Annotated in this window: 2 protein-coding genes; both read right to left on the reverse strand. The window is 73.5% G+C overall.

What is annotated here, in order from left to right:
* Positions 1 to 3227: non-ribosomal peptide synthetase (locus AC067J_RS43310; protein WP_478308381.1), on the reverse strand; the 3227-nt coding region annotated here is incomplete at its 3' end.
* Positions 3227 to 15208 carry a non-ribosomal peptide synthetase gene (locus AC067J_RS43315; protein ID WP_478308382.1) on the reverse strand — a complete coding sequence of 3994 codons (11982 nt, stop codon included), beginning with the start codon at positions 15206 to 15208 and terminating at the stop codon, positions 3227 to 3229. The genes AC067J_RS43315 and AC067J_RS43310, both read right to left, overlap by 1 nt.
* Positions 15209 to 15223: the final 15 nt, after the last annotated feature.

Consider the following 15223-nt stretch of genomic DNA (forward strand, 5'->3'; position numbering starts at 1 on the left):
GAGAGGTCGACCAGCGGGAGCATCTCCGGCGTGATCTCGACCGCGTCGGCCGGGATCAGGTTCGCCGGGACGACGACCTGCGCCACACCCGCCGAAGCCGCCAGACCGGCCGGCGTCGGACTGTCGAACAGCGCCCGCACCGACACCGACACACCCAGCCTGCGCAGCACCTCCACCAACTGGACCGCCAGCAGCGAGTGCCCGCCGAGCTCGAAGAAGTCGTCGTCGACACCGACCTTCGCCAGCCCCAACACCTCCGCGAAGGCCTGGCACAGCGCCTCCTCGCGCGCGTTCGCCGGCGCCCGGCCCGCACCCGCACCCGCCGCGCGGTCCGGAGCCGGCAGGGCCTTGCGGTCCAGCTTCCCGTTCCCGGTCAGCGGAAGCGCATCCAGAACCACCACGGCGGACGGAACCATGTATTCCGGCAACCGGCCCTCGACGAAAGCCCTCAGCTGAGCGGGCAGGGCGTCCAGGTCGTCGTCCGGATCGTCGGCGACGACGTAGGCCACCAGGCGCACGTCGCCCGGCACGTCCTCGCGGGCGACCACCGCCGCCTGCGCCACCTGCGGATGCGCAACCACCACGGCCTGCACCTCGCCCGGCTCGATCCGGAAGCCACGGACCTTCACCTGCTCGTCCGCACGACCCAGGAACTCCAACTGGCCATCCGCACGCCACCGCGCGACGTCCCCCGAGCGGTACATCCGGGCACCCGGCTCGAACGGGTTCGCCACGAAACGCTCCGCCGTCAGACCGGGACGCTTGACGTAACCGCGCGCCAACTGCGCACCAGCGATATACAACTCGCCCGCCACACCCGGCGCCACCGGACGAAGCGACCCGTCCAGCACGTACAGGCGGGTGTTGGCGACCGGACGCCCGACCGGCACCGAGTCACCGACCTCGTCCCCGGCCCGCACCTCGAACACCGCACAACCGACCGTCGCCTCCGTCGGACCGTACTCGTTCACCACCACGGACCCAGGAGCGCGCTCCAGCAGGCTCCGCACCACCGAACCCGGCAGCGCCTCACCACCCACCACCCACGTGGCCGCCGCATCCTTCAGCCGATCATCCGTCAACAGCTCGGACAGCAACGGGAGATGCGCCGGAACGGCCTTCACCAGACCGAACCCGCCACGGCCCCGCACCAGCTCCGCCAGACCCTCCGCACCGCCTGCGCGGCTCACCACCACCGGCGCACCCGAGATCAGCGGCACCACCACACTCGTCACCGTCAGGTCGAACGCCAGCGAGGAGTGCAACGGCGCACCACCCTCCGTCCGGTACGAACCCGCCGCCCACAGGACGTAGTTGGCCAGCGCGCCGTGCGGAACCGCCACACCCTTCGGCCGACCCGTCGAACCCGACGTGTAGATCACATACGCCAGACCATCCGCGGACACCGACGCTTCCGGAGCCGTCGCGGGCTCGGCGGCCAGCTGCATCGCCGTGAGCGTGCCGTCCACGGCCACCAACCGGTTCCGCCCGGCCGGAAGTTCATCCAGCGTCTCCTCATCGGTCAGCGTCAGCACCGCACCGCTGTCCGCGAGCATGAACGAGATCCGCTCCGCCGGATACTCCGGATCGACCGGCAGGAACGCCGCCCCCGCCTTCCACACCGCCAGGATCGCCGTCACAGCCTCGACGCCACGCGGCAGGCACACACCCACCACCGACTCCGCACCGACACCCTGACCCACCAGATACCGCGCCAGACGATTCGCCCGCACGTCCAACTCCGCGAACGACACCTCCACACCGTCCGCGACCACCGCCACCGCGTCCGGCGTCCGCACCACCTGCGCCGCGAACAGCTCCGGCACCAGCACCGAACCGAACTCGGCCGAGGTGTCGTTCCAGTCGACGAGTACCCGTCGGCGCTCGTCCGCGTCCAGCACGTCCACCGCGCTCAACCGCAGACCCGGATCACCGGCCACCAGCTCCAGCACCCGCACCAGACGCCGCGCCAACCGCCCGACCGACTCCGCCTCGAACAGGTCCGCCGCACCGACCACCGAGCCGGACACGCCCGCCGGCGCACCCTGCGCATCGAACAGCTCGCCCAGCAGCACGTCCAGGTCGAACCGCGCCACGGAGTCGGTTCCGGTCTCCACCCCGCTGACGCCCGCGCCCGGCAGGTCGAGCACGGCCTGCGCGTTGTTCTGCATGGTGAACATCGTCTGGAACAGCGGGTGGCGGCCGATCACACGCGCCGGCGCAAGCTCCTCGACCAGCTTCTCGAACGGCACGTCCTGGTGCTCGAAGGCCGACAGGGCCGTCTCGTGCCCCTGGGCCAGCAGTTCACGGAAGCTCGGGTCGCCCGACAGGTCCGTCCGCAGCACCAGGCTGTTGACGAAGAAGCCGACCAGGTCGTCCAGTGCCACGTCGGTGCGGCCGGCGACGACGGTGCCGATCGGGATGTCGGTCCCCGCTCCGAGGCGGGACAGCAGCACCGCCAACGCCGACTGCAGCACCACGAACAGGCTCACGCCCTCCGCCCGGGCCAGCTCGGCGAGCTTGGCGTGCACCTCGGCGGGGACCTCCACCGTCGCGGCGAGGCTGCGGTGGGAGGCCGCCGCCGGTCGCGGGCGGTCGACGGGCAGCGCCAGCTCCTCCGGCGCACCCGCCAGGGCGTCCCGCCAGTAGCCGAGCTGGCGGGACATCAGGCTGTCCGGATCGTCGGCGTCGCCCAGCAGCTCGCGCTGCCACAGCGCGTAGTCCGCGTACTGCACCGGCAGCGGCTCCCACTCCGGCGCCCGCCCCGCGCAACGGGCCGCGTACGCCACGGAGACGTCCCGGGCCAGCGGGCCCATCGACCAGCCGTCACCGGCGATGTGGTGCACCACCACCGCCAGGACGTGCTCGTCCGGCGCGGTGGAGAAGACCGACGCCCGGATCGGTACGTCGGACGCCAGGTCGAAGAGGTGCCGCGCGGCCCCGGACACGGCGGCGTCCAGCTCCTCCGGCGCCACCTGGACCGCCGCCAGCTCCCACTCCAGCTCGTCGAGCTTGTGGATGAGCTGGTAGGGCTCGCCGTTCTGGGTCGGGAACACCGTACGCAGCACCTCGTGCCGGCCGATGACGTCGCGCAGTGCCGCGTTCATCGCCACCGGGTCCAGCTCGCCGGACAGCCGCCGCACGATCGGGATGTTGTAGGCCGGGCTGGGGCCGTCCAGCTGGCCGATGAACCAGAGCCGACGCTGGGCAAAGGACAGAGGGATCATCAGTGCTCCTCGGTGTTGCGCATCGGCCGCAGTGCTGGCCTGGCTGTCTTCTGTGTTCCGAGCTGCCGGGCGAGTCCGGCGACCGTCGGCGTCCGGTACAGCGCGCGCAGCGAGACGTCGATCCGCAGCAGCGCCCTGATCTGGCTGATGAGTCGGGTGGCGAGCAGGGAGTGGCCGCCGAGGGCGAAGAAGTCGTCGTCCACCCCCACGGCGTCGAGGCCCAGGACCTCGGCGAACGCCCGGCACAGGAGCTCCTCCTGGCGGTTCGCCGGCGCCCGGCCCGCACCCGCGCCGTACTCGGGGGCGGGCAGCGCCTTGCGGTCGAGCTTGCCGTTGGCGGTCAGCGGCAGGGCGTCCAGCACCACGACCGCCGACGGCACCATGTACGCGGGCAGCTGCTCCTGGACCGCCGGGCGGAGTGCCTGCGCGAGCCCCTCGGCCTCTTCCCCGCCGTCCCCGGCGGGCACCACGTACGCCACCAGCCGCTGGTCGCCGGGCTTGTCCTCGCGGACCACCACGACGGCCCGGGCCACCCTGTCGTGGCCGGTGAGCACGGCCTCGATCTCGCCGGGCTCGATCCGGAAGCCGCGGACCTTCACCTGGTCGTCGGCGCGGCCCAGGCACTCCAGCTGCCCGTCCGCCGTCCAGCGCGCGAGGTCGCCGGTGCGGTACATCCGCGCCCCCGCCCCGTACGGCGAGGCGACGAACCGCTCCGCCGTCAGGCCGGGACGGCCCGCGTAGCCGCGCGCCAACTGCTCACCCGCCAGGTACAGTTCGCCCGCCACACCGGCCGGCGCCGGCTGCATCCGGGCGTCCAGGACGTACCCGCGCACTCCGGCGAACGGACGCCCCACCAGCACCGGGCCGGCGGCCACCTCGGCGGACGTCGCCCACACGGTCGCCTCGGTCGGCCCGTACAGGTTCACCGCCTCGATGCCGAGCTCGGTGAAGCGCTGGGCCAGTTCGGGCGGCAGCGCCTCGCCGCCGACCAGCGCCCACACCCCGGCCGGCCAGCCGTCCACGTCCAGCAGGGCCCGCCACAGCGACGGCACGCCCTGCACCACCGTCGCTCCAGAGGAGACCACCAGCCGGGTGAGGGCGGCCGGGTCCCGGACCGCCTCGCGGGAGGCGACCGCGACGGACGCGCCCGACACCAGCGGCAGGAACAGCTCCAGCGCCGCGATGTCGAAGGACACCGTGGTCACCGCCACCAGCCGGTCGCCGCCCGTCAGCCGCACCCGCTCCCCCACACCGCCCAGGTGCGCGGCGAGCGCGCCGTGCGGGACCACGACGCCCTTGGGCCGACCCGTCGAGCCGGAGGTGTAGATCAGGTACGCCGGGTGCTCGGGCAGCGGTGCGGCGGGCGGGGCGTCCGGGGACAGCCGCGCCAGCTCCGCCGCCACGGCGGGGTCGTCGAGGGCCACGACCGGAGCTCCGAGGCCGGACAGCACCCCGGACGGTCCGCTCGTGGTCAGCACGAGGGCGGTGCCGGCGTCGCCGATCGTGTAGGCGATCCGGTCCGCCGGGTACTCCGGGTCCACCGGCAGGTAGGCCCCGCCGGCCTTCAGCACCGCGAGCAGGGCGACGACCAGGTCGACGCCGCGGTCCAGGACCACCGCGACCACCGACTCCGGGCCGACGCCGCGGCCCGCCAGGTGGCGGGCCAGGCGGTTCGCCCGGGCGTCCAGCTCGGCGTACGTCAGTTCGGTGCCCTCGGACACCACGGCGACGGCGTCCGGCGTGCGCGCGGCCTGTGCGGCGAACAGTTCGGGCACCGAGGCGCCTTCGGACGCGTCCCCGGTGTCGTTCCACTCGTCGATCAGCCGGTGCAGGTCGCCGTCGCCGAGCACGCGCACCGCGGCGAGCGCCTGTTCGGGGCCGCCGTCCAGGGCGGTCTCCAGTGCGGCGACCAGGTTCTCGGCGGCGGTGCACATGAGCCGTGCGACGGCCTCGCCGTCGACGGCGGCCACCGCGTCCACGGTCAGGTGGATCGACTCGCCGTCGTCGTCGACCGCCACCACGAGCGGGTAGTTGGTCCGCTCCTGGGCGAACCGCGGCTCGAAGCCCTCGAATCCGCGGTTGCGGTCGTCCCGCTCGCGCTCGGAACCGCCGGGGTTGTGGCGGTAGTTGAGCAGTGCGGTGAACAGAGGCACGTCACCGCCGACTCCGCTGGCCCGCTGGGCCAGGGCGAGCGAGGCGTGCTCGTGCTCCAGCAGCTCGGCCAACTGGCCGCGCATCGCCGACACGGCCTCCAGCGCGCCCGGCTCACCGGTCCTCACCCGCACCGGAAGGGTGTTGATGAACGGCCCCGGCGTGTTCGCCGAGCCCGCGCCGGCGTTCATCCGGCCGAACAGCACGGTGCCGAACACGACGTCGGAGCGGCCCGAGACGGCGGCGAGGGTCCGTGCGTAGGCGACGTGCAGGACGGTCGCGGCGCTCGTGCTCATACGGCGCGCGACCTCGCGCACCCGGTCGTGCAGCTCGGGCGCGAAGGGCACCCGCAGGCGGACGGCGTCCGCGCCGTCGCCGTGGGCGTCGATCAGGCCGAACGGCGCGGTCGGCTCGTCCACGTCGCCGAGCAGCCCGGTGAAGTAGCGTTCGTGCTCCTCCTGCGCCACCCCGCTGCGCGCCTGCGCGACGAAGCTGCGGAACGGCACCGGCGTGGGCAGGGACTCGCCCCGGCCGGTGAGGAAGGCCTGCACCTCGGCGAGCACGACCTCCAGGGCGGTGTGGTCCTGGACGGCGTGGTGCACCTTGAGCAGCATCAGCCAGTGCGCGCCGTCCGGCAGCGCCGCCACGTGCAGCGTGAGCAGCGGCGCCCGGCCCAGGTCCATCGAGGAACCTCCGGCGGCCAGCAGCCGCTCCACCGGGTCGGTGCCGTCGGCGTCCAGGACCACCTCCTCGACGGAGAGCGGCGCCCGGCGCCAGACCACCTGCACCGGCTCGCGCAGCCCCTCCCACACGAGCGAGGTGCGGAAGATGTCGTGCCGGTCCACCACCTGCTGCAGGGCACCGGTGAACGCGTCCAGCAGCTCACGGGACTCCAGCTCGAACACCAGCGGGGTCACGTAGGCGTCGTCGCCGCCGTCCGCCAGCAGGTGGTGGAAGAGCAGGCCCTCCTGGAGGGGGGCGAGCGGGTAGACGTCCGCGACGTTCGCGGCTCCGCCGGGAACGGCCGCCACCACGGTGGCGAGTTCCTGGTCCGAGAGCTCCACCATGAGGAGCATGTCCGGGGCGATCTCGACGGCGTCGGCGGGGATCAGGTTCGCCGGGACGTCCACCACCCGGCCGGCACCCGCCGACGCGGCCAGCCCCGCCGGGGTCGGCGTGCCGAACAGGGCCCGCACCGAGACGGACACGCCGTGACCGCGCAGCACCTCGACCAGGCGGACGGCGAGCAGCGAGTGTCCGCCGAGCCGGAAGAAGTCGTCGTCCACGCCGACGCCCTCCAGGCCGAGGACCTCGGCGAACGCCGCGCAGACGACCTCCTCACGGGCGTTCGCCGGGCCACGGCCCGCACCCGTCGCGTACACCGGGGCAGGCAGCGCCCCACGGTCGAGCTTCCCGTTGATCGTCAGCGGCAGCGCGTCCAGCACGACCACCGCCGAGGGCACCATGTACTCCGGCAGCCGCTCGGCGGCCAGGCCCGTGAGCAGCCCGGGCAGGTCGTGGTGCGCGCCCTCGGCGGCGACCGCGTAGGCCACCAGGCGCTTGTCACCCGGCTCGTCCTCGCGCACGACCACCGCCGCCTGGGCGACCTGCGGGTACGAGGTCAGCACGCTCTCGATCTCGCCCGGCTCGATCCGGAAGCCCCGGATCTTCACCTGGTCGTCGGTGCGGCCGGCGAACACCAGTTGCCCGTCCGCCGTCCAGCGCGCCCGGTCGCCCGTGCGGTAGAGCCGCTCGCCCGCAGCCCCGAACGGATTCGCCACGAACCGCTCCGCCGTCAGACCCGGACGGCCCAGGTAGCCGCGCGCCAGACCGGCGCCCGCGACGTACAACTCACCCGCAACACCCACCGGCACCGGCGCGAGGAACCCGTCCAGCACGAACACCCGCGTGTTGACCACCGGCGAACCGATCGCCACCTCCCTCGCCTCCGGGTCGCAACGCCACACCGTCGCGTCCACCGTCGTCTCGGCCGGACCGAAGGAGTTGAACAGCCGGTGACCACGCGACCAGCGCGCCATCACCTCCGGCGCCAACGCCTCGCCACCCGTCACCAGCACCACGTCCGGGCCGATCGACCCCTCGTCCAGGGTCGCCAGCACCGCCTGCGGCAACGCCACGTGTGTCACCGCCGACTCCGCGAGGAACGACGGCAGCGCCGAACCCACCCGCCGCTCCGACGGAACCACCACCAGCGCCGCACCCGTCAGCAGGGCCATGAACCAGTCCCACGCGAAGGCGTCGAAGCCCACCGACCCGTACTGACCGACCCGCGAGCCGGCACCCACGCCCAGGTCGCGGACCTGACCCGCCACCAGGCTCGCCACACCCGCGTGCGACACCACCACGCCCTTGGGCCGTCCGGTCGAGCCGGACGTGTAGATCACGTACGCGGGGTTGGCGAGGACCGGCCCCGGCCCCGTGAACGGGCCACCGTCCAGACCGGCCAGCGCGGCCACCACCTCCGGGTCGTCCAGCAGCACCGCACCCGGCACCAACGCCCGCGTACCGGCCGAGGCCAGCAGAACCTGCGGCTCCGCGTCCTCCACCATGTACGCCACACGCTGCGCCGGATACTCCGGATCGACCGTCATATAGGCGCCACCCGCCTTCAGAACACCCAGCACCGCCACCAACAGCTCGGCACCACGCTCCAGACAGACCCCCACCACCGACTCCGGACCCACACCACGACCAGCCAAGTACCGCGCCAGACGGTTCGACCGCACGTCCAACTCGCCGTACGACAGCTCCACACCGTCCGCCACCACAGCCACCGCGTCCGGATCCCGCGCCACCTGCACCGCGAACAACTCCGGCACCGTCCCCGACCCGACCTCCACAGCCGTTTCGTTCCACTCCACCAACACCCGACGACGCTCCACGGCGTCCAGGACCTCGACCGCGCTCACCCGCTGCCGCGGGTCGGCGGCCAGCGCACCCAGCACCAGCACGAGGCGCTCGGCGAGGCGCTCGGCCGTCTCCCGGGTGAACAGGTCCGCGGCGACGATCACCGCGCCCCGGATCCCGGCCGGACGGCCCTCGTCGTCGAACACCTCGGTCGCCGCCACCTCCAGGTCGAACTTCGAGACCGAGAGCCCCGGCGCCGTGCCGACGGCCTCCGTCCCCGGCAGGTCGACGACCGCCCGCGCGTTGTTCTGCAGCGTGAGCAGCACCTGGAACAGGGGCTGGACCGCCGTCGAACGGACCGGCGCCAGCTCCTCGACCAGCTTCTCGAACGGCACGTCCTGGTGCTCGAAGGCCGACAGACCGGCCTCGCGCACCCGCCGCAGCACCTCGGTGAACGCCGGGTCGCCCGACAGGTCGGCCCGCAGCACCAGGGTGTTGACGAAGAAGCCGACCAGGTCGTCCAGCACGGCGTCCGTGCGGCCCGCGTTCGCCACACCGATCGGGAGATCGGTGCCGGCCCCCAGCCGGGCGAGCAGGACCGCCAGCGCGGACTGCAGCAGCATGAACGGGGTCACGCCCTCTGCCCGGGCCAGCTCGGCGAGCGCGGTGTGCACCTCGGCCGGCACCGCCAGCGGCACCTGGTGGCCGCGGTGGGAGGCGACCGGCGGGCGCGGGTGGTCGAACGGCAGGTCCAGCTCCTCCGGCGCGCCGGCGAGCGCGTCGCGCCAGTGGGCCGTCTGCCGGGAGAACAGGCTCTTCGGGTCCCGCTCGTCGCCGAGCAGCTCCCGCTGCCACAGCGCGTAGTCGGCGTACTGCACGGGCAGCGGCGCCCACTCCGGCGCCCGGCCCGCGCAGCGTGCCGCGTAGGCGTGCGAGAGGTCGGCCGCCAGCGGGGTCATGGACCAGCCGTCCCCGGCGATGTGGTGCACGGTCACGACCAGGACCTGCTGCTCCGGCCCCGCGTCGAACAGCCAGGCCCGGATCGGTGCCTCCGCGGCGAGGTCGAAGGCGTACCCCGCCGCCCCGGCGACGGCGGCGTCCAGCTCGGCCGGGGCCACCTCGGCGACCGCCAGCTCCCAGGCCAGCTCGTCGAGCGGCAGGATGCGCTGGTACGGCTCGCCCTCGGCGGCCGCGTACACGGTGCGCAGCACCTCGTGGCGGCCGATGACGTCGCGCAGCGCCGCGTTCAGCGCCGCGCGGTCCACCGCGCCGGTCAGGCGCAGCGCGACCGGGACGTTGTAGGTGGCGCTCGGGCCCTCCAGCTGGTCGATGAACCAGAGCCGGCGCTGCGCGTAGGACAGCGGCAGGCGCTCCGGTCGCGCGGCGGCGGTCGGCGCGGTGCGCGCGGTGCCGGCGCCGGCGAGGCGGGCACCGAGCCCGGCCACCGTGGGCGCCTCGAAGAGCGTGCGCAGCGGCACCTCGACGCCGAGCAGCGTCCGCACCCGGCCGACCAGTCGGGTGGCGAGCAGGGAATGGCCGCCGAGGGCGAAGAAGTCGTCGTCGACGCCCACGGCCTCCAGGCCGAGCACCTGCGCGAAGGCCCCGCAGAGCAGCTCCTCCTGGAGCGTGGCCGGGCCCCGGCCGGCGCCGGTCGTGTACGCGGGGGCGGGCAGGGCGGCCCGGTCCAGCTTGCCGTTCACCGTCAGCGGCAGGGCTTCCGGCACCACCACCACCGCGGAGGGGACCATGTACCCGGGCAGCCGCTCGGCGGCGAACTCGCGGACCAGGGAGGGGAGCTGCGGCACCCCGTCGGCGCAGTCCGGCACCACGTAGGCCACCAGTCGCACCTCTCCGGGCTCGTCCTCCCGGGCGATCACCGCGACCTGGGCGACCTGCGGGTGTGAGGCCAGCACGCTCTCGATCTCGCCCGGCTCGATCCGGAAGCCCCGGATCTTCACCTGGTCGTCGGTGCGGCCGGCGAACACCAGTTGCCCGTCCGCCGTCCAGCGCGCCCGGTCGCCCGTGCGGTACAGCCGCTCGCCCGCGTCGCCGAACGGGTTCGCCACGAACCGCTCCGCCGTCAGACCGGGACGGCCCAGGTAGCCGCGCGCCAGACCGGCGCCCGCGACGTACAGCTCCCCGGCCACGCCCACCGGCACCGGCGCCAGGAACTCGTCCAGCACGAACACCCGCGTGTTGACCACCGGTGAACCGATCAGCACCTCGTCGGCCTCCGGGTCGCAGCGCCAGACCGTGGCGTCCACCGTCGTCTCGGCCGGACCGTAGGCGTTGAACACCCGTCGGCCGCGCGACCAGTGCGCCATCACCTCGGGCGGCAGCGCCTCCCCTGCCGTCACCAGCACGAGGTCCTCGGCGACCGAGCCCTCGTCGAGCGTCGCCAGCACCGCCGGGGGCAGCGTCACATGGGTCACGGCCTGCTCGGCCAGCAGCCGCGCCAGCGGAGCGCCGGTCCGCTGCTCCGGCGGGACGACCACCAGGGTCGCGCCGGTCAGCAGGGCCATGAACCACTCCCACGCGAAGGCGTCGAAGCCCACCGAGGCGAACTGGCCGATCCGGTGGCCGGCGCCGACGCCGAGGATCCGGGCGTGGCCCGCCGTCATGCTCGCGGCGCCCGCGTGCGACACCACCACGCCCTTGGGCCGTCCGGTCGAGCCGGACGTGTAGATCACGTACGCGGGGTTGGCGAGGACCGGCCCCGGCCCGGCGAACGGGCCACCGTCCAGGCCGGCCAGCGCGGCCACGACCTCCGGGTCGTCCAGCAGCACCGCACCCGGCACCAACGCCCGCGTACCGGCCGAGGCCAGCAGGACCTGCGGCTCCGCGTCCTCCACCATGTACGCCACACGCTGCGCCGGATACTCCGGATCGACCGTCATATAGGCGCCACCCGCCTTCAGAACACCCAGCACCGCCACCAACAGCTCGGCACCACGCTCCAGACAGACCCCCACCACCGACTCCGGACCCACACCACGACCAGCCAGGAAGCGGGCCAGACGGTTCGACCGCACGTCCAACTCGCCGTACGACAGCTCCACACCGTCCGCCACCACAGCCACGGCATCCGGCGTCCGCGCCACCTGCACCGCGAACAACTCCGGCACCGTCCCCGACCCGACCTCCACAGCCGTTTCGTTCCACTCCACCAACACCCGACGACGCTCCACGGCATCGAGGACGGGCACCGTGGCGAGCGGCTGTTCGGGGCCGCCGTCCAGGGCGGTCTCCAGTGCGGTGACGAGGTTCGCGGTGACGGTACGCACCAGCCGTCCGACGGCCTCGCCGTCGACGGCGGCCACCGCGTCCACAACCAGAACGATCGACTCGCCGTCGTCGTCCACGGACACCGCGAGGGGGTAGTTGGTGCGCTCGCGCGAGTACTTCGCCTCGAAGCCCTCGAACCCGCGGTTGCGGTCGTCCCGCTCCCGCTCGGAACCGCCCGGGTTGTGGCGGTAGTTGAACAGCGCGGTGAACAGCGGTGTGTCGCCGGACAGCCCGCCGGCCCGCTGGGCCAGGGCGAGCGAGGCGTGCTCGTGCTCCAGCAGCTCGGCCAGCTGCCCGCGCATCGCCGACACGGCCTCCAGCGCGCCCGGCTCACCGGTCCTCACCCGCACGGGAAGGGTGTTGATGAAGGGGCCGGGGATCCGGTCCGCGGCCGTGCCGGCGTTCATCCGGCCGAACAGCACGGTGCCGAACACCACGTCGGAGCGCCCCGAGACGGCGGCGAGGGTCCGCGCCCAGGCGACGTGCAGGACGGTCGCCGCGCTCGTGCTCATACGGCGCGCGACCTCGCGCACCCGGTCGTGCAGCTCGGACGCGAAGGGCACCCGCAGGCGGACCGCGTCCGCGCCGTCACCGCGGACGTCGACCAGGCCGAACGGCGCGGTCGGCTCGTCCACGTCGCCGAGCAGCCCGGTGAAGTAGCGCTCGTGCTCCTCCTGCGCCACCCCGCCACGCGCCTGCGCGACGAAGCTGCGGAACGGCACCGGCGTGGGCAGGGACTCGCCCCGGCCGGTCAGGAAGGCCTGCACCTCGGCGAGCACGACCTCCATCGCCGTGTGGTCCTGGACGGCGTGGTGCACCTTGAGCAGCATCAGCCAGTGCGCGCCGTCCGGCAGCGCCGCCACGTGCAGCGTGAGCAGCGGCGCCCGGCCCAGGTCCATCGACGAACCGCCGACGGCCAGCAGCCGCTCCACCGGGTCGGTGCCCTCCACGTCCAGGACCACCTCCTCGACGGACAGCGGCGCCCGGCGCCAGACCACCTGCACCGGCTCGCGCAGCCCCTCCCACACGAGCGAGGTGCGGAAGATGTCGTGCCGGTCCACCACCTGCTGCAGGGCACCGGTGAACGCGTCCAGCAGCTCACGGGACTCCAGCTCGAACACCAGCGGCGTCACGTAGGCGTCGTCGCCGCCGTCCGCCAGCAGGTGGTGGAAGACCAACCCCTCCTGCAGCGGCGCCAGCAGATACACGTCGGCGATGTTCGCGGCGCCACCCTCGACGGTGGCGGCGATCCGCTCGATCTCGTCGGCGGTCAGCTCCACCATGGGGAGCATGTCCGGGGTGATCTCGACGGCGTCGGCCGGGATCAGGTTCGCCGGGACGTCCACCACCCGGCCGGCACCCGCCGACGCGGCCAGCCCCGCCGGAGTCGGCGTCTGGAACAGGGCCCGCACCGACACCGACACACCGAGCCTGCGCAGCACCTCGACCAGGCGGACGGCGAGCAGCGAGTGCCCGCCGAGCCGGAAGAAGTCGTCGTCCACGCCGACGCCCTCCAGGCCGAGGACCTCGGCGAACGCCGCGCAGACGACCTCCTCACGGGCGTTCGCCGGGCCACGGCCACCACCCGTCGCGAACGCCGGAGCAGGCAGCGCCCCACGGTCCAACTTCCCGTTCACCGTCAACGGCAGAGCGTCCAGCACCACCACCGCCGACGGCACCATGTACGAGGGCAGCCGCTCCGCCGCCACACGAACCAGCGACTCGGACAGACCCGTGACCGCCCCGCCGGAGACCACGTAGGCCACCAGGCGCCGATCGCCCGGCTCGTCTTCACGCACGACCACCGCGACCTGCGCGACCTGCGGGTGTGAGGCGAGGACACCCTCCACCTCGCCCGGCTCGATCCGGAAGCCCCGGATCTTCACCTGGTCGTCGGTGCGGCCGGCGAACACCAGTTGCCCGTCCGCCGTCCAGCGCGCCCGGTCGCCCGTGCGGTACAGCCGCTCGCCCGCAGCCCCGAACGGATTCGCCACGAACCGCCCCGCCGTCAGACCCGGACGGCCCAGGTAGCCGCGCGCCAGACCGGCGCCCGCGACGTACAACTCACCCGCAACACCCACCGGCACCGGCGCCAGGAACTCGTCCAGCACGAACACCCGCGTGTTGACCACCGGCGAACCGACCAACACCTCGTCGGCCTCCGGGTCACAACGCCACACCGTCGCATCCACCGTCGTCTCGGCCGGACCGAAGGAGTTGAACAACCGGCGACCACGCGACCAACGCGCCATCACCTCACGCGAGATCGCCTCACCACTCGTCACCAGGACGACGTCCCCGCCGATCGAACCCTCGTCGAGCGTCGCCAACACCGCCGGCGGCAACGCCACATGCGTCACCCCCCGCTCCCCCAGGAAGCGCGGCAGATCCTCACCCAACCGCCGCTCGGACGGGACGACCACCAGAGTCGCACCGGTCAGCAAGGCGCCGAGCCACTCCCACGCGAACCCGTCGAAACCCACCGACCCGTACTGACCGACCCGCGAGCCGGCACCGAATCCCAGGTCACGGACCTGACCCGCCACCAGGCTCGCCACACCCGCGTGCGACACCAGTACGCCCTTGGGCCGTCCGGTCGAGCCGGAGGTGTAGATCACGTACGCGGCGCCCTGCGCCCGCACCACCGCATCCGGCCGGCCACCGTCGAGACCGGCCAGCTCCGCCAGCGTTTCCGGCGCGTCCACCAGCACCACGGGGCCCGGCACGACCGAGGCCGTCCCCGCGGAGGCCAGCACCACGACCGGCTCCGCGTCCTCCAGCATGTACGCCACCCGCTGCGCCGGATACTCCGGGTCGATCGTCATATAGGCGCCACCCGCCTTCAGAACACCCAGCACCGCCACCAACAGCTCGGCACCACGCTCCAGGCAGACCCCCACCACCGACTCCGGACCCACACCACGGCCCGCCAGGAAGCGGGCCAGGCGGTTCGCCCGGACGTCCAGCTCGCCGTAGGTCAGCTCGGTGCCCTCGGACACCACCGCCACCGCACCCGGATCCCGCGCCACCTGCGCCGCGAAGAGCTCCGGCACCGCCGCCGAACCGACCCCCACCGACGTCTCGTTCCACTCCACCAGCACCCGGTGCCGGTCCTCCGGGGCGAGTACCCGGACGGTGCGGAGTGCCGCATCGGGTCCGCCGTCGAGGGCCTTCTCGACCAGGGGCACCAGCCCTTCGACGGCGGTGCGCATCAGCAGGCCGACGGCCTCGGGGTGGATGGGGGCGACCGCGTCGACCGCGAGCGACATCGCGTCGCCGCCGTGGTCGTCCACGGAGAGGCCCAGCGGGTAGTTGGTGCGCTCACGGGAGGAGAGCACACGCATGCCCTCGGGGCGGGCGTAGCCCTGCTTCTCGTTCTCCGCACCGGTGTTGTGGCGGTAGTTGATCAACGAGGTAAACACGGGGGTGTTGCCCGGGAGGCCGCTGGCCTGCTGGGCCAGGGCCAGCGAGGCGTGCTCGTTCTCCAGCAGCTCGGCCAGCTGGCCGCGCATGGCCAACACGGCCTCCAGCGCACCCAGTTCACCGGTCCTCACCCGCACCGGCAGCGTGTTCAGGTAGAGACCCGCGACCCTGTCCGCACCCGCACCGGCGTTCATCCGGCCGAACAGCACCGTGCCGAACACGACGTCGTCCCGACCGCTCACCGAGCCGAGCACCCGCGCCCACGCGAC

The sequence above is a fragment of the Kitasatospora sp. NPDC042419 genome (genome assembly GCF_056437345.1).